15 protein-coding genes are annotated in these 17,317 nt (G+C 58.4%); 3 read left to right on the plus strand and 12 right to left on the minus strand.

The annotated features are described in order from the left end of the window. Window positions 1-3: 3 nt before the first annotated feature. The 4 genes from coaE to pilB form a co-directional block, all read right to left on the minus strand. Complete coding sequence (coaE, locus tag ACN9MB_RS05335; protein WP_426271021.1) at window positions 4-627, minus strand: dephospho-CoA kinase; 624 nt, start codon at window positions 625-627, stop codon at window positions 4-6. Continuing rightward, window positions 624-1,481: a prepilin peptidase gene (locus tag ACN9MB_RS05340; protein ID WP_426271022.1), complete on the minus strand. Its 858-nt coding sequence runs from the start codon at window positions 1,479-1,481 to the stop codon at window positions 624-626. The genes coaE and ACN9MB_RS05340 overlap by 4 nt, the downstream gene beginning before the upstream one ends. Window positions 1,482-1,552: 71 nt before the next feature. After that, the gene (locus ACN9MB_RS05345; protein WP_426271023.1) at window positions 1,553-2,815 is read right to left on the minus strand and encodes a type II secretion system F family protein; all 1,263 of its coding nucleotides are present in this window, start codon (window positions 2,813-2,815) and stop codon (window positions 1,553-1,555) included. Between the two features lie 155 nt (window positions 2,816-2,970). After that, entirely contained in the window at window positions 2,971-4,692 is a 1,722-nt protein-coding gene (gene pilB / locus ACN9MB_RS05350; protein ID WP_426271024.1) for a type IV-A pilus assembly ATPase PilB, read from the minus strand. A gap of 228 nt (window positions 4,693-4,920) precedes the next feature. On the opposite strand from pilB, the gene ACN9MB_RS05355 reads away from it, so the two are divergent. The 3 genes from ACN9MB_RS05355 to ACN9MB_RS05365 all read left to right on the plus strand — a co-directional run bounded on the left by ACN9MB_RS05355 (window position 4,921) and on the right by ACN9MB_RS05365 (window position 8,220). Continuing rightward, window positions 4,921-6,093 carry a DegT/DnrJ/EryC1/StrS family aminotransferase gene (locus tag ACN9MB_RS05355; protein WP_426271025.1) on the plus strand — a complete coding sequence of 391 codons (1,173 nt, stop codon included), beginning with the start codon at window positions 4,921-4,923 and terminating at the stop codon, window positions 6,091-6,093. A gap of 128 nt (window positions 6,094-6,221) precedes the next feature. Beyond that, complete coding sequence (locus tag ACN9MB_RS05360) at window positions 6,222-7,076, plus strand: glycosyltransferase family 2 protein (RefSeq protein WP_426271026.1); 855 nt, start codon at window positions 6,222-6,224, stop codon at window positions 7,074-7,076. Between the two features lie 61 nt (window positions 7,077-7,137). After that, entirely contained in the window at window positions 7,138-8,220 is a 1,083-nt protein-coding gene (locus tag ACN9MB_RS05365) for a glycosyltransferase family 4 protein (protein WP_426271027.1), read from the plus strand. On the opposite strand, the gene ACN9MB_RS05370 is transcribed toward ACN9MB_RS05365, so the two are convergent. From ACN9MB_RS05370 to ACN9MB_RS05405, 8 genes are all read right to left on the minus strand, one after another. Further along, window positions 8,217-9,239 (minus strand): glycosyltransferase family 4 protein, encoded by a 1,023-nt coding sequence (locus ACN9MB_RS05370; RefSeq protein ID WP_426271028.1) that lies wholly within the window; start codon window positions 9,237-9,239, stop codon window positions 8,217-8,219. The genes ACN9MB_RS05365 and ACN9MB_RS05370 overlap by 4 nt on opposite strands. A gap of 101 nt (window positions 9,240-9,340) precedes the next feature. Further along, window positions 9,341-10,078, minus strand: coding sequence for a glycosyltransferase family 2 protein (locus tag ACN9MB_RS05375; protein WP_426271029.1), 738 nt, complete (start codon window positions 10,076-10,078; stop codon window positions 9,341-9,343). Window positions 10,079-10,131: 53 nt separating this feature from the next. Continuing rightward, window positions 10,132-10,866 (minus strand): FkbM family methyltransferase, encoded by a 735-nt coding sequence (locus ACN9MB_RS05380; protein ID WP_426271030.1) that lies wholly within the window; start codon window positions 10,864-10,866, stop codon window positions 10,132-10,134. Then, the gene (locus tag ACN9MB_RS05385) at window positions 10,856-11,779 is read right to left on the minus strand and encodes a methyltransferase domain-containing protein (protein WP_426271031.1); all 924 of its coding nucleotides are present in this window, start codon (window positions 11,777-11,779) and stop codon (window positions 10,856-10,858) included. Before ACN9MB_RS05385 ends, ACN9MB_RS05380 begins: the two co-directional genes overlap by 11 nt. Next, on the minus strand, window positions 11,776-13,155 hold the full coding sequence (locus ACN9MB_RS05390; protein WP_426271032.1) for a lipopolysaccharide biosynthesis protein: 1,380 nt from the start codon (window positions 13,153-13,155) through the stop codon (window positions 11,776-11,778). Before ACN9MB_RS05390 ends, ACN9MB_RS05385 begins: the two co-directional genes overlap by 4 nt. Next, complete coding sequence (fcl, locus tag ACN9MB_RS05395; RefSeq protein WP_426271033.1) at window positions 13,124-14,065, minus strand: GDP-L-fucose synthase; 942 nt, start codon at window positions 14,063-14,065, stop codon at window positions 13,124-13,126. Before fcl ends, ACN9MB_RS05390 begins: the two co-directional genes overlap by 32 nt. 8 nt (window positions 14,066-14,073) lie before the next feature. Continuing rightward, the gene (gmd, locus tag ACN9MB_RS05400) at window positions 14,074-15,183 is read right to left on the minus strand and encodes a GDP-mannose 4,6-dehydratase (RefSeq protein WP_426271034.1); all 1,110 of its coding nucleotides are present in this window, start codon (window positions 15,181-15,183) and stop codon (window positions 14,074-14,076) included. Between the two features lie 89 nt (window positions 15,184-15,272). Next, the gene (locus ACN9MB_RS05405) at window positions 15,273-17,285 is read right to left on the minus strand and encodes a hypothetical protein (RefSeq protein WP_426271035.1); all 2,013 of its coding nucleotides are present in this window, start codon (window positions 17,283-17,285) and stop codon (window positions 15,273-15,275) included. Window positions 17,286-17,317: the final 32 nt, after the last annotated feature.

A 17,317-nucleotide genomic window follows, 5' to 3' on the forward strand; every position in this document is an offset into this window, starting at 1 on the left:
GGCTTAGCCCTTCGCCTGCGCGAGCGACAGATAGCGCGTGTGCAGTTCGACCACGGCCTTGTCGAGCGCCGATTCGTCGCCGCTGTTCTCGATGACGTCATGCGCCAACGCGAGACGTTGTTCGCGACGCGCCTGGCGTTCGATCATGCGCCGTGCCAGCGCTTCATCGATACCGTCTCGCTGCAGCAGGCGTTCCAGTTGTACCGATTCGGGCACATCCACGACCAGCACGCGATCCACCCAGCGGTAATGCTCGTGGTTCTCCGCTAGCAGGGGGATGGCAAGCATGCAGTAGGGGCCGCGATCGGCCACTACGCGTTCGCGTAGCCACCCCCGGATGCGCGGATGCGTGATGGCTTCGAGTGCTCGCCGCTCCGGCTCGTTGGCGAATACGCGCTGGCGCATCGCGGCGCGATCCAATTGCCCCTTCGCGTCCAGCACTTCCGCTCCGAAATGCGCCGCGATGGCGGCCAGGCCTTCCGAACCCGGCGCGATGACTTCGCGCGCCGCGACGTCGGCATCGTAGACATGGATGCCCAATGCTTCGAACCGTCGCGATACCGCGCTCTTGCCGGCAGCGATGCCGCCGGTGAGGGCAACCACATAGGCGGCATGCGGGGCGGTCAACGCAGTCCCGTCAGCTGCATGTACTGCTGCAGCAGCCATTCGCCCGCAACGAACCACACCCATCCCGCCGCGGCAATGAAGGGGCCGAAGGGCATCGGAATATCACGGCCGTGCTTGCGCAACGCAATCATGCTGCCGCCCACGATCGCGCCAATGAACGAGGACAGCAGGATCACCGGCAGCAATGCTGTTGGCCCCATCCAGGCACCGAGCGCGGCGAGCAGCTTGAAGTCGCCATAGCCCATGCCTTCCTTGCCGGTCAGCAGCTTGAACAGCCAGTACACGCTCCACAAGCTGAGGTAGCCGATGGCAGTACCGAGAATCGCTGTGTTCGGCGCCACGAACAGCGGCACCAGGCTGAGCAGCAGGCCCAGCCAAAGCAGCGGGTAGTTCAACTGATCGGGCAGGTATTGCGTGCGGAAATCGATGCCGGCCAGCGCAAGCAGCATCCAGGTGAATACCAGTCCGGCCAAGGCCGCCCAGCTGGCGCCGAACTTCCACACGATCACCGCACTGGCCAGGCCGCTGAGCAGTTCGACCAGCGGGTACTGGATGGAAATGGCGGCCTTGCAGTAACGGCAGCGCCCGCCCAGCAGCAGCCATCCGAACAGCGGGATATTGTCCCGGACTGCGAGCGGATGCCTGCAGTGAGGACAATGCGACGGCTCGCGCACGATGCCGGGTGGCAGCGGTTGGCCGTCGGGCTCGATGGCCAGCGTGTCGAACGCATCGAGTCGCCATTGCGCCATCAGACGTTCGGGCAAGCGCAGGATCACCACATTGAGGAAGCTGCCGACCAGCAGGCCGAGTACGCCGGCGGCAATCGTCCAGCCCCAGATAGGAAGTTCAAGCATGCGCGATTCCGAAGCCTTGATATGAAAAAGGCCCCTCTCCCGGCGGGAGAGGGGCCTGGACGTACGAGAGCTTACACGGTGGCCGCGAGCTTGAAGATCGGCAGATAGAGCGAAATGACCATGCCGCCCACCAGCACGCCCAGGATCACCATGATCAGGGGCTCGAGCAGCGTGGCAAGCGTATCGACCGCGTTGTTCACTTCTTCCTCGTAGAACTCCGCGACCTTGAACAGCATGTGGTCGAGCGCGCCGGATTCTTCGCCGATGGCCGTCATCTGCACGACCATGTTCGGGAAGACACCGGTCTGTCGCATGGACAGCTGCAATTGGTGGCCCACCGCCACGTCTTCGCGCATCTGCTTTACGGCGTCGCCGTAAACCACGCTGCCGGTGGCGCCTGCCACGGCGTCCAGGGCTTCCACCAGCGGCACGCCGGCGCGGAAGGTCACGCCGAGCGTGCGGGCAAAACGGGCAATGGCCGACTGGCGAAGAATATTGCCGATGACCGGAATCTTCAGCATCACACGATCAAGAAAGTGGGCGAACTTCAGCGACCGCTTCTTCGCCATGACCAGCGCAACGACGCCACCGACAATGCCGCCGATCACCGCCCACCAGTAGGCCTTCATGAATTCCGAGGCGTTGATGACGATCTGCGTCGGAGCCGGCAGTTCCGCGCCCGCGTCCTTGAAGGTCTGGGCAAACACAGGCACCACGAACAGCAGCATGATCATGCTGACCAACAAGGCCACGGCCAGCACCATCACGGGATAGAACAGCGCCTTCTTGATCTTCGCCTTGATCGCCTCGGTGCGTTCCTTGTATGTCGCCACCGTATCCAGCACGGTGTCGAGCACGCCGGATGCTTCGCCTGCGTGAACCAAGTTTCTATAGAGCTCATCGAACTCAACCGGATATTTGGCCAGCGCTTCATGGAGAGCGGAGCCGCCCTCGATGGTCTGCTTCACATCCGTCAGCATGTTCTTGAAGCGGACGTTTTTCTGGCCGTCCGCGATGATCTCGAACGACTGCACCATGGGTACGCCGGAAGCCATCATGGTGGCGATCTGGCGACTGAAAATGGCTACGTCGCGCGGCTTGACCGTGCTGCCGGTGGCGCCGAACAGCGGCTTGCCGCGCTCCTTCACCGTCTGGGGATTCATGCCCTGCCGGCGCAGCTCGGCCTTGACCAGCGAGGCGTTCTTGGCCGCCATATCGCCCTTCATGCGCTTGCCGCGCTTGTCCAGGGCGATCCAATCGTAGGTTGTCAGCTGGCTGACCTCGGCGCGCTGGGCACCGAGCGACTTCACGTTCTTAGCGGTGGCCACGGCCATAGCACTTCCCCCTGCTGTTACGGTCGGGCCGCCTCAGGATGGCGGCCGTCTTATCGGTGCAGCTTAAGACATTCCCTAGGTCCAATACGTGGCACCTGACGCAACTTCGGTGCGACGGGATGCCCACCCGGAGATCTATCCGGCCAGAACCGGCATCAGTCCTTCGTCACGCGGTCGATCTCGGCCAGACTGGTCATGCCCTTCTTGACCTTCAACAACGCGGAGGCGCGCAGATCGTTAACGCCGGCCTTCTTGGCCGCTTCGGCGATCTGCAGCGTATTGCCGCCCTGAAGAATGATTTTCTGGATTTCCTCGAGCATCGGCATGACCTGGTAGATGCCCACACGGCCCTTGTAACCCTCGTTGCAGCTGTCGCAGCCGACAGCCTCATACACGGTCAGGCCGGCATCAATGTCCTCCTGCGTGAACCCGGCGTCCAGCAGCGTCTGCGGCGGCAGTTCGATGGGTCGCTTGCACTCGTGCAGGCGTCGCGCCAGGCGCTGCGCAATGACCAGCGTCACCGACGACGTGATGTTGTAGGGCGCAATGCCCATGTTCATCATGCGCGAAATGGTCTGCGGCGCGTCGTTGGTATGCAGCGTCGACAACACCATATGACCGGTCTGCGCCGCCTTGACCGCAATTTCCGCCGTTTCCAGGTCGCGGATTTCGCCAACCATGATCACGTCCGGATCCTGTCGAAGGAACGAGCGCAGGGCGGCCGCGAAAGTCATGCCGCGTTTGACGTTCTGCTGGACCTGGTTGATGCCCTCGACGCGGATTTCGACCGGGTCTTCGACCGTCGAGATATTGCGCTCGGCGGTATTGAGGATGTTGAGCGCCGTATACAGCGACACTGTCTTGCCCGAGCCGGTGGGGCCGGTCACCAGCACCATGCCGTACGGCTTGTGGATGGCGTCGACATAGAGCTGCTTCTGCGATTCCTCATAACCCAGTGCGTCGATCCCCAGCTTGGCGGCGGAACCATCGAGGATACGCAGCACGATCTTTTCGCCGAACAGCGTCGGCAGCGTACTGACGCGAAAGTCGACGGAGCGGCTCTTGGACAGGTTGAGCTTGATGCGCCCGTCCTGTGGCACACGACGCTCGGCGATGTCCAGGCCCGACATCACCTTGATGCGCGAGGAAATGCGCGCGGCGAGCTTCATCGGCGGACTGGCGACGGCACGGAGCATGCCGTCCATGCGCAGGCGTACGCGATACTGCGTTTCGAACGGTTCGAAATGGACGTCGGAGGCGCCACGCTTGATCGCGTCCACCAGGATCTTGTTGACGAACTTGACCACCGGGGCATCGTCGTTCGAGGTAGCGTCGATGCCGGTGCTCTCAGCTTCGTCGTCACCACCTTCCAGCGTCAGTTCGTCGAAATCACCACTGCCCATTTCGGGCATGGCGTTGCTCATGGTGTTGAGCGTGGTTTCGATGACGCGGAACAGCTGCCCGCGCTCCACCAGGATCGGTTCCACCATGCAGTTGGAGTGGAACTTGATCTCGTCCAGCGCATGCGACTGCATCGGGTCGGCAATGCCGACGAACAGCCGCTTGCCGCGTTTGAACAGCGGCAACGCCTTGTGCTTGTTGATCAGTGCTTCGCTGATCAGGTTCGTCGGCAAATTGGCCGGAACCAAGGCGCTCACGTCCATCATCGGCATGCCGAATTCATCGGAGGCGATGCGGGTCAGGCGGGCGCTGTCGACCAGATTGTTGTCCAGCAGCCAGGCCGTCAGCGAGGCCTTGCCCTGGGTCGACTCAGCCACGGCCCGCCGGACATCGGTCTCCGGCAGCACATCTTCCGATACCAGCCTGCGCGCCAGGCCGGTAAGGCCCGCGAGCGACGGTTGCATTAGCGTTGACATAGCGAAACGGCCCAGCCCCCTGATACGAAGGGAATTTACCCCAGTTGACGGGGTTGGTCATCCCAGCAGCTCAGGGTTTGGAAGCCCCGGGGTGACCGGGCGCACAGAACCAGCCTTAAACGAGCGCACCGAACCCGCATGCAACAGCCGTGCCTCGCGGGTTCTGGCCGTAGACCGCGCCCTGGCGTTGGGATAGAAAGGCCCGCCAGTCCCCAAGAAGTGCCATCAGTGACCCATCCCGACACCCAGCCGCCCTTTCTCGTCTTTGGCGCTCCTCGTATCGAGGAGGCTGAGATCGCTGAGGTCGAGGCCTGCCTTCGTTCCGGCTGGCTCGGAACAGGGCCCAGGGTTGCGCAGTTCGAGCGGGATTTCGCCCACTGGCGGGGCGCGCGCCCCTCCCAGGTGGCCGCCGTCAACTCCTGCACCGCGGCACTCCACGTGAGCATGGTGGCGGCCAGCCTGGAGCCGGGCAGCGAAGTCATCACCACGCCGCTCACCTTCTGCGCCACAGTCAACGCCATTCTCCATGCTGGGCTTACGCCCGTGCTCGCCGACGTCGATCCGTTCACGCAGAACATCGATCCGGACGCCATAGAGGCGGCTATCACCCCGCGAACCCGGGCCATCGTGCCCGTGCATTTCGCCGGTCGCCCCTGCGCGATGGATCGGATCATGGCGATCGCCAACAAGCACGGCCTGACCGTGATCGAGGACTGCGCCCATGCCATCGAAAGCGAGTTCCAGGGCCAGCCGGTGGGTACCTTCGGCGATTTCGGCTGCTTCAGTTTCTATGTCACCAAGAACGTGGTGACAGGGGAGGGCGGCATGATCCTGGGGCGCGACGAAGAGCGCATCGCCCGGGCCCGCATCCTGGCCCTGCACGGCATGAGCAAGGACGCCTGGCACCGCTTCGGCGACCAGGGTTATCGCCACTACCAGGTGGTCGAATGCGGCTTCAAATACAACATGATGGACTTGCAGGCGGCGATCGGCATTCACCAGCTGGCCCGCGTGGAAAGCAACTGGCAGAGGCGGCAGCAGCTATGGCAGCGCTATGACGAGGCCTTTGCGGGCCTGCCGATCGACTTGCCAGCATCGCCTGAAGCAGGCACCCGCCATGGCTATCACCTCTACACAGTGATGATCGATGCGGCCCGTTGCGGGGTCGAGCGAGATGCTTTCCTGGATGCCATGAACCGCCTTGGCATCGGCACCGGTGTCCACTACCTGTCGGTACCCGAGCATCCGTACTATCAGCAGCGCTTCGGCTGGCGGCCGGAGCAATGGCCGCAGGCGATGCGACTGGGGCGGCAGACGATAAGCCTGCCCTTGTCGCCGGCGATGGGGGACGAGGATGCCGAGCGCGTCATTGATGCGGTCCGTTCGGTGCTGCGGCTCTAGCACGGTCGAGAGGGCTGTTCCGCATGGATGATGTGACCGAGCGCCCGCAATTTTGCATCGAGCCGTCGCGAGCGAGGATCGCCGCAGCGCTCAGGTTATGATGCCGCCTTACTTAGGGGGACAAGCTCTTGAATCGTCTAAGCATCATTCTGCCCGCAAAAAACGAGGGAGCGGCGCTCAAGGATCTTTTGCCACGCCTGCGTCTGGCCCAGCCGGATGCGGAAATCATCGTGGTGGACGACGGTTCGACTGACGACACCCGTGACATCTGCGAGGCCGCCGGTGTCAGCTGTCTCTCATCTCCGTACTCCATGGGCAATGGCGCCGCCATCAAGCGTGGCGCGCGTGCGGCGAACGGTGATGTATTGATATTCATGGACGGCGACGGGCAGCACGATCCTGCCGATATCGCGCGCTTGCTAGAAAAGCTGGCGCAGGGCTTTGACATGGTGGTGGGCGCGCGAGATTGGAGTAGCCAGGCGGGCGTAGGTCGAGGAGTGGCCAATACCATTTACAACTGGCTGGCTACGCGGATGACGGGACACGCCGTCGAAGATCTCACTTCCGGCTATCGTGCCGTCAAGGCCGAACGATTTCGTGAGTTCCTGCATCTGTTGCCGAACGGATTTTCCTATCCCACCACCAGCACCATGGCATTTTTCCGCAGTGCCTATCCGGTGGCCTATGTGCCGATCAAGGCGGCGCAGCGCATCGGCAAAAGCCACATTAAGCCGATCAAGGATGGCATTCGGTTTTTGCTGATCATCTTCAAGATTGCGACGTTGTATTCGCCGTTGAAGTTGTTTGCGCCGGCGAGTCTCGTGTTCTTCCTCATGGGTTGCGTGAATTATCTGCGGACCTATTTGGAAGCAGGCCGCCTCACCAATGGCAGCGCACTTATGTGGAGTGCGGCAGTCATCGTTTTCCTGATTGGCTTGGTGTCCGAACAAATCACGTCACTCACCTATCGCCGTGATGCCTAAGGCCGGTGGCAACAAACGGGCGCTCCTGGTAACCCGGAATTTTCCGCCACTTGTCGGCGGCATGGAGAAACTGAATCTCCATTTATTTGCCGCACTGGAACAGCGTGGTTCTGCGTCGCTTTGCGGGCCGGCAGGCTGCGGCGAATTTGTCGGTGCGACACGCTATGTTGAGAGTGCCATTCGGCCGCTGTCGCTGTTTTTGCTCAGGGCTTTTTTCAAGACCCTTTGGCTAGGATGGAAGGAGCGGCCTGCAGTTTTCGTGGCCGGAAGCGGACTTACGGCACCCATCGTATGGACGGTGGCCCGCGCTTTTCGCGGACGTGCAGTTGTGTACTTGCACGGGCTTGATCTGGTCGCATCAAGCCGCTTGTATCAGTGGCTATGGCTACCATTTATCCGAGGATGTGATCTCGCTATAGCTAATAGCGAAAACACAAAGAGACAGGCCGTGGAGAAGGGACTGCGTACGTTGCGATTGAGTGTGCTTAACCCTGGAGTGGAGATGCCTGAGCCAGGCGACTCTGCGGACGGCCAGTTTCGCAAGCGGCTAAACCTGGGCTCGAGTCCGCTCCTATTGTCTGTTGGCCGATTGACCCAGCGAAAAGGTTTGGCAGAGTTCGTGGAAAAAGCTTTGCCTCACATCGTGACGGTGCAGCCGGAAGTGATTCTGGTTGTTATCGGCGAAGAAGCCAGCGATGCTTTGAATTCGCGCGGAGGATCTGAGCGCGAACGGATTCAAGCCGCGGCAAAGCGGGGTGGCGTTGAACACCACCTGCGCTTGTTGGGTCGCTGCGATGAAGCTGTGCTTCAGGATGCCTACTACGCTTGCGATTTGCACGTGTTCCCGGTTCTGTCGCTTTCCGGCGACGTCGAGGGTTTCGGGATGGTGGCGTTGGAGGCTGCTGCACACGGTCTGCCCACGGTTGCTTTTTCGGTAGGTGGCGTTCCCGACGCTGTTCTCGATGGAAAGACTGGGGCCTTGGTGGCTTCAGGCGACTACGAAGCGTTTGTCGGTGCCGTGCTCGCCCAACTTGAAAAGACGAGCAAGCCGTCGCTCCATCAAGCCTGCCGGGATTTTGCGCAAAGCAAAGCGTGGCCGGCATTCTCAGAGCGATTGAACGAACTGCTTGATCGGCTCGACTAGGTCGACACGGGCATCGAAGGGTCTCCGGACACGGCTTTGAACAGATCGTTGAATTTTGCAGCTACTTCAGGCCAAGTGGGACAGGAACCGTAGTTCGCCGACGGACGTGCCAGAAGACTGACGATCCCTTCCGAAAACGCGCGCACGTCTCCAATGGGCGCCAAATGCTGCCCTTGTCCTTGAAGCATCCAAGCCACAGGGCCTGTGGCCGTCGCAATCACGGGAACACCGCAAGCCATGGCCTCGCAAAGCTTTGCCGGATAGCTGTAGCGTCCGAAGCTTGTGTCGGCGGTAACGACACACGCAACATCGACCGCATTCAGCAGCAGAGGGAGCTGAGGATCGGGCAAATAACCCAGATGAATCGCTCCAGGCTCAGCGATGACGTGGACAGGTGGCTTGCCGGAAAGGACCAGGCGAAGATCTGGGCGCGCGGCTCTTGCAAGCCGATAAGCATCAATCAACATGTCAGTGCCGCGATTTTTGGCCCAGCTGCCCACATAGCCCATTAATGGAGCGTCCAGAGGAAGCCCCAGCAGTTCCCTGGATGCTCGTTTATCCAGCGGGACAAAGTCTGGATCCGCAGCCATGGGTAATACTTCGACTTGCCGCCCATGGTGCCGGTAGCTTTGCATCAACTGTGCAAGCTCCGGTCCCGCGGCGGTGACCAGATCAGCTCGACGGATAGCTCGTCGCCATAGCCAGTGCAGTGGCTTGTTCCACGGCATATAGGCTTCGTAGTTGTCGTAGGCGTCGATGGCTAGACTTGCCCCCGTGCTCTTCGCAAGGACGTTCGCAAGAAGCCCGAACCAGATATCCGAACAGCCCACGACCCAGTCAGGTCTGAAGTTAGACGCGTCGTTGCGCAGGGCCTGCAGAAATTTCACCGGGCCGAGCGTGCGTATGTCGTGACTGGACCACACGACGCCATCTTGTTCCACCACCGAATCTTCCAGCTTATGGTGGCTGCAAAGTTGTACTTGCACATCATGGCCAAGCGCCGCCAATTGACTTGGCAAATAATGGAACCGTCCATACGGACGTGAGAGCAAATCTCTTTGCTGCGGCCGTCGCTTGGAAATGAATAAGAGGCGCAAAATCGATACCGTCTCGAAAAAAATTAGTGCGAGATGTCCAGCCAACGCGCAATAGGGTAACGCCAGAGCTTGTCGAGCCACACCAGCCGCGCGCGGAAGGGGCCGTAGCGCTCGCATGAAGCCAGTATTGCGCGTTGCTCCGCCAGGCGCTTCAGCACGTTCTTTCGGCTCACGCCTCCGGCTTCTATTCGCACGGAGACCTTTGGGACGTCGAGCGTGGATACCGTGGACGGGAGACGCAGGAGAAACTCCAGATCTGCGGCAATGCGATAGCTTGAATCAAACGAGCCGTGCGACTGGAACAGCGAGTGGTGATGGAGCAGCCCGGGATGACACACCACCATGCGGCGGCCGATGCGGTTGTAGTTCCATGCAGATCCGAACTGGTATTCCTTGTCAGTGTCCGGGTTGAAAATAATGCCGCGTGAAGTCACTAAATCGTATTGCTCATCGCCTATGGCCTCGAATAGCTCAGCCAAAGACGTGCTACTGGCAAAAAAATCGTCTGCGCCAAGAAAGCATATATAGTTGCCTTGGGCATGCGGTAGCGCTTGATTCCAGGCGTCGTAAATGCCTGCGTCCTTTTTGGTTTGCCACCAAGCCACGGTCGATTGATGGCGGCGGATTATATCAACGGTTTGGTCAGTCGATTCTCCATCGGCGATCAAGAGCTCCCACTCGGTGAATTGCTGGACTCTGATTGAATCTATACAACGTTCAAGCGTACGCGCAGCATTCCACGTTGCCACAATGATCGACAACCTCGGTCGTTGTCTTGCCGAATTTGAGATAAACGAAATCATTGATTTTGTGCTCACGCGGTCCTGAAGAACGTAACATCTACCTGGAGCATGCGTCCGCTGCTCGGATCAGCGAATCCTGGCCAGATCGCCCATATAGAAAATCCAAGCATACGAAGCTTTTCGACCAATTCGTCAAATAGTTTTTGACCTTCATACAACGGCACAAAGGAAAGCTCCAGCTGCAAGCCCCGCACGTGCTTGAGCAGTTCGGTCGCTCCCGCAAGGACGCGGTCCTCATAGCCCTGGGTGTCGATCTTGAGGAACGACACCGTCCCGGGCTGCAAATATTCGCCCAAGACGGAATCGAGGCGTGCAACAGGCGTCTTCTGCACGGCCACATAGGCCGATGTGGGCGCAGCCTTGGCATGGGCATCGAGCATATCAAGCAGTGAACTGCTGACGGAGTTTTCCGAGATGTTGATGGTGACTTCGCCGTCGTGGTCACCGATAGCCATGGCGGGCGCAATCATCCAGGCCTGATCGAGTTTGCTCTGTCGCAACAACGCTGCATGGGCCGCATGAAGTGGTTCGAACGACACAATCTTGTTCGCGTACCCGGACTGACGCAGCGATCGAGCAAATTGCCCGATGTTTGCCCCCACGTCGATGACAAGGCCGACTTTTTGGGTCGCGAGCATCTGGCTTAATCTGCCGGCGCTTGTGGCGCTCGGGTTATGCCGCTTCACGTCGATTCCGAAGCGGTTTGCCGTCTGCCGGATCAATTTTTCGATGAATTCATTGGCCACGACGCACCTTGGGGCGTAAGACGATAAAGAGATGATCTCGTGAAATGCCGTTACCTGGCACCCCTCGGCTTCCTTTTGCCCCTGTCACTGCCTCGAGGCGGCTTCTGAAGGCAAGGAACAACCTGGGAAAGTAACCATAGACAAAGGCGAGCAAGCCATCCAAAACAAACCGCGGCGGTGTCAAAGTGACGTACCGGAATGGCTTGCAATGTTGCGTTTGAAGTCCAAGCGAATCCACAGTGCTGTCTAGCCACGCGCGTGAAATGAAACTGATGTGCTCAGGATAAAAGCAGTACCACCAGCTAGCCCCAAAGCGATCCCAGTTCGAATTGTTGGCATCGCCCGTGGTTAGAACCAAAACTCCGTTGCGCTTGAGGTGACGAGATATCTGCTCAAGGAACTGTCGAGGATGCGCCATGTGCTCGATCACATCGGATGCGATGATGGCGTCGAAGAGGTGCTCTTCGGGAACCCCCGCAAGGGAGGGCCAAAGGGTAGCTTTTGCTCTCTGGGCAGCCAAAAGAGCTGCTTGCGCGTTGATCTCGATGCCATACTTTTGATAACCGCCATCGAGTCGGCTGAGCAGTCCACCCGTATAGCAACCAAAGTCCAGAACCGAAGCACCCTGGGGGAGGCGCTCGGACAAATAGCGACTGATGAGATTCCAGTCCGCACGATTGCTGTCTTCGGGCCAGGTCGAGACGACGGAGTTGTCGTATAGCTCCTGATAATGTTGTTCCGATTGAACGGGAAATCTGAACTTCAGACAGCACTGGCGGCAGCGGACCAGGCTGCCACCGGCCAATGGCCTTTGCAGACGTTTGCCCGCGAACCACTCGCTTTCGGGCAGACGACCTAGTGATTCGCCGTTCGCGGTGCCGCAGCTAGGACAAGTGATATGGAGGCTTGTCACGGAGATGATTCTGCGCTTTGGTTGTCGACAGGTCGTCGGTTAAGCGACATGGATCGTTTGTGTCGAGCAAGTTCCTGCATCAGAGGTACGAGTAGGATCATAGAAGTCACCGCATAACACGCTCGGCCCGCGGGCGTGCCCATGAAGCCAAACCTCGCAATGGCGGCATACATGGCCAATATCGCCACTGCGCCGCTGGCGAAAACGGACAGGCCAACGGCTCGCACGCGCCCAAAGCCGAGCAAGGCATAGTAGGGAACGACATTCAAGGCCAGTATCCAGTAGGCGCCTGCCAGCCAGGGCAGGATTTGGATGACCGGCAACGCGGTATCCGGTTTGAGCCAAAGGAGGAGAATGGTTGGCCCTAGCAGGATAAGTCCCAAGGTGAGCGCGCTGCTGAAAAGAAAATTGCCGGCCGCCGTGAGCTTGATGACATTCCATACCGTGGCGTTTTGACCCTCTTCAAGTTTTCGGCTGAGTTTTGGAAAAATGACACTGAGTCCTGCAGCACTTATCGCATGAATTTGCATCGCAAGCTGAGATGCAATGGAGAAGTACGCAAGGCTCGCAGACCCGAGGGCCGCTCCCACAAGCAACCTGTCCGCGACTCCGAAGAGAACGCCGCCAACTCCTTGCAGCCAGCCCCATTTGGCGAAGTGAAATATGTCCGAGGTCGCGCAGAAACTAGGGCTTGGAAAAGGGATTCCGAGCAGGCGCGTAGTGAAGTGGACCTTGGCTGCTAGGCGCGCGAGCGCCACGCAGACCAGGGCGATATACAGCGCCTCCAGCGACTGCCAACGCAGCAGGACGAGGCTTGCAATGGCTACCTGTGACGTCTTGCAGGCCATTTCGATTCGAGCCGCTGCGCCGAAATATTCGGCCCCTTTGATAGCGGAACTGAAAACATTGTCCCATTGCTCGATCCATATGAGGATGGCTGCCGCGATAGCCGTGAGACGTATCGCGGATGGATCGCCCATACGATGTAGAAGCAGACCGCCGCCCCAATACAGCGATGCAAGCACAATGAGAGCCACAACAAATCCGCCGAGCGTGGCCAATCCGAGCGAGACGCGAACTGCTCGTTGCACCACCTGAAGATCCGATCGGCCACGTCCAACGGAGATAGCCCTAATCGTCGCGGCACCAGTGCCGACATTGAGCACTGCACCGAGACCGACTATTGCGGTCAGCAACATCCAGTGACCATACAGCTCGGTGCCAAGCTGTCGTAGAAACCACGGTGTCGCGATAAAGACCAGCAAGGGATACCAGCCATACTCGAATACAGCCCACGCGGAATTGGTCAGCCGACTCAACATGGACGTGGCCACGCCGTGCCTATCACGCACGGATTTGTCCTGCGTTGCTTGCATACCATTCGTAGGCATCTGTTATGCCGGCTCGCAGAGGCGTATTCGCATTCCAGCCCATGCTGGAAAGCTTGCTGGCATCGAGCAATTTCCGGGGTGTGCCGTCCGGTTTGCTCTGGTCGAACACGAGCTTGCCCTCGTACCCCACGACTTCCCGCACGATCTCAGCGAGACCCGCAATGGTCACCTCTTCCCCAGATCCCACGTTGACGATGTCGTCACCGCTATAATTCCTGGCGAGAAATACCGAGGCGTCGGCCAGATCGTCGACGTGAAGAAATTCCCGCCTGGGCAGGCCGCTGCCCCAGACGGCGACTTCCGAAGTGCCAGCTAGCTTGGCCTCGTGAAAACGTCGAATCAATGCGGGCAAGACGTGCGAGTTTTCTGGATGGAAATAATCTCCGGGGCCGTACAAATTGGTCGGCATGATGCAAGTAGCGTCAAAACCATATTGTTTGCGATAAGCCTGGCACATCTTTAGACCGGCGATCTTCGCGATGGCATAAGCCTCGTTTGTCGACTCGAGCGGGCCCGTGAGCAGATACTCTTCCTTAATCGGCTGGGCGCAGTCGCGTGGATAGATGCAAGAAGATCCGAGGAAGACCAACTTCTCGACACCATGCCTCCACGCGCTGTGAATGACATTGGTTTGGATGGCCAGATTGTCGCGAATGAATTCGCCTGGATAGGTATTGTTGGCGACAATGCCTCCTACCTTTGCCGCAGCGAGAAATACGTAAGTCGGCTTCTCGGTGGAAAAAAAGTGCTCGACTTGCGCTTGATCGGTGAGGTCCAGCTGCGCGTGAGTACGCAGCAAGAGGTTGTTGGCACCATCCCTTTGAAGGCGACGCACCAGTGCTGAACCAACAAGGCCTCGATGTCCCGCAATATAGATACGATCGTTAGTGTTCATTTGACGCATCACTCGTGATGATCGGGGGAGCGAAAGCCTGCGTCCTTGACAAGCGCATCGCGTCGAGCGATAGCCAGGTCAGATTGCATCATCTCTTGCACGAGCTGGCCAAGGCTGGTCTTTGCGCGCCACCCAAGTTTCTCAGCGGCCTTCGACGGATCGCCAAGCAGGGTGTCAACTTCCGCCGGACGGTAATAGCGCGGATCGACGGCGACGATGCGTTGACCGATCTTCATAGCGGAAGATGAAGGTGCATCGGCGACAATTGCATATTCGTTGGCGGCGCTTCCTTCCCATGAAATCGCGACATCGAGCTCCCTAGCTGCCAGTTCGATGAACTCCCGGACAGAAGATTGACGTCCGGTGGCTATGACAAAGTCGTCAGGAGTCTCTTGTTGAAGCATGAGCCATTGCGCCTCCACGTAATCTCGCGCATGTCCCCAGTCGCGGCGTGCATCGAGATTGCCGAGGTAGAGGCAATTCTGAAGTCCGAGATGAATGCGAGAAAGCGCGCGAGTTATTTTTCGCGTAACGAATGTTTCTCCGCGCAATGGAGATTCATGGTTGAAGAGGATGCCATTGCAAGCGTACATGCCATACGCTTCGCGATAGTTCACCGTAATCCAGTACGCGTACAGCTTCGCCACTCCATAGGGTGAGTGCGGATGGAATGGTGTCGTCTCGCGCTGCGGCGTTTCCCGTACGAGGCCGTAGAGCTCCGAAGTGGATGCCTGGTAAAAGCGCGTCTTCTTCTCCAGGCCTAAGATCCGAATAGCTTCTAGCAGGCGAAGCGTGCCCATACCGTCTGCATTTACTGTGTACTCAGGTGTCTCAAACGACACCTGTACGTGACTTTGCGCACCCAAATTGTAAATTTCGTCGGGTTGGACCTGTTGGATGATCCGAATTAGGTTCGTGGCATCAGTCAAGTCGCCGTAGTGCAAGAAAAATCGCCGGCCCTTTTCATGAGGATCCTGATAAAGATGATCGATTCGGTCCGTGTTGAAGGATGACGCCCGGCGTTTTATGCCGTGGACCTCATATCCCTTGGCGAGCAGAAGCTCGGCCAGGTAAGCACCGTCTTGACCTGTAATACCGGAAATGAGAGCCCGCTTCACTGAGATGCTTGTTCTTTAAAGGAATATGGATGATATGGTTTTTTAAAGGAAGGTTGCATCGATTGCCAAACGATGTCGTGAGTACGCGCCTAATTCATACGCTGTACGCCGTTTTTTTCCTTTGAGGCAATGCCTTGGTTCAAGATTGCAATGCCGGCATCCATACGGCCGCCTATGTTCAGGGGCTGCAGCTCGCGCAGCTCCTGCCGCGCTTCATCAAGGCGCCCCTTGTCCGTAAGCATCCGAATCAAGGTGACCCGATAAGCGGGCTCCTTGGGGTTGGTGGTTACCGCATCCTGCATCATGCGGATTGCTAAGTCGTGATCCGAGAGTTCTTCCCAGGCGTACGATCCGTACGAGTTGAGAAGTCTTGCGCTGGGGTTGGGATGAGAGAGTGCGGCCAAGTAAGCCTGTAACATGCGCTCCTTGGGCAAATCGCATTGCCCGTTGGTCTGACACGTGCTCAATTGTTCCAGCGCGCTCTCATCCTCGACTGCAGATTTTCGCTTCTTGAGCTTGGCAACCATGCTATCCCACCAGCGACCTTCCAGCGGCAGGTGCATACGCGAGTTCATGAAGATCAACCCCTGCTCAGGGAGGATGGTGGAATCGGGCAGGGCAGCTGCTCGCTCTAAGGCCTCGTAAGCCAGCGGCACAAAAGGCGAGGAGCGATTGTATTGGGATAGGATTACGTACACTCTTCCGAGTTCGTATTGCGCGCGCGACGATGATGGCGCTCTCTGCGAAAACTCTTGAGCCAGGCGGAGCGGACTACCCCATGCGTAGGACGTCAAAGCGGTTTGAGATGCCCAGTTCAACATCAAGATCACAAGAAGAGCACAGCGAAGCTTGTCCATGGGGGCGCTCATGCCAGCACTGGCTGCGTCGGACGAACGTTGAGCTGGCAGTAGCAACGGTAATATTGCGAGTACAGCGCCAAAACTTGGGAAGTAGTTTCGATGTTCGAATACTAACTCCAAAGGCAGGACGGTCGCCGTAAGTAACTGGCCGCCAAGAAAGAATGCGATGCCTAAGGAAACAAGTGCGAAACGACGGCGCACGAAAACCATGACGATAAGCAGCGTCAACAGTGCGATAACACTGGTCAGCGTGGTCCACGGGCTGATGATGTTCGAAGAGATCCGAAAATCATCGTGGTAGAAGGAGAGGGCTTGTGGGGATGGAAGAATTGTCCAATTCAGGTATTCGCAGACGACGCGAGCTTCGCTAAAAAGCCGGGTTTTCAGTGTGAACGCGCGAGTCACCCAATAAGCTGGGTCTGTAATTCTGGGAAGTATCCATGCGAGCCCAACCAGGCCTGGAATGACCAGCACCACCAGGAATAGCGCAAAAAGCCGCTTATCGTACCGCTTTGTGGTTGTATACGTTTGGGGCGTTGAGGCATCAATAGCGGCATTGCGAAAGTCGAAGACCACCCATTCAATCGCCGCCGCATAGAGCGGAAGCATGACAGCTGTTTCCTTGACCATGAGACCAATGGCGGTCGGGATGATGATGCTCAGCGCGCACAGGTACCAACCCTTCGGCGAGCTTCCCTCCACCATTCGGATGCGACTCTTGACGTAGCCAACCAAGCCGATAAGCACGAAGAGGTTCGCAAGGCTTTCTTCGCGTTGAACTACATACAAAACCGCCGTCACGTTGATGGGAAGAAGCATCCAGCCGGCCGCTACAAAGGCAGCGATCAGGTCGCGTCGCCTTATGGACGTGTCATGGGTGATCGTGGTTCGTGCGACAAGCAGCCGTGTTAGTGCAAACACCAATGCCCCATTGATCAAATGGATGATCAAGTTGGCCAGCTTCCAGCCAAAAGGATTGATCCCGCTAGCCAAGTAACTGAGACCGAAGCTTAGTGAAGCCAGAGGCCGGCGAAACTCGCTGGCTGGCGACGACAACATGACGCCAACAATGGACCTGAGGTCGACCCCGTTCAGATGGACACTGTTGTTGTCGACGATGTTTGGGTAGTCGTCGAATAGCCAGGTTCCGGACAAGCCAGGCCAATAAACGGTTGCTGTTATAAACAACGCGATGGCGAGTGCCAGCCAGCCGGCCGCAGTTTCTTTGCGTAGTTGGATCATGGAGCGTGGTTACTCATGAGCGGTTGGGGCAA

Origin of the sequence: Dyella kyungheensis (assembly GCF_049913195.1) — a bacterium.
GTDB lineage: Bacteria > Pseudomonadota > Gammaproteobacteria > Xanthomonadales > Rhodanobacteraceae > Dyella > Dyella kyungheensis.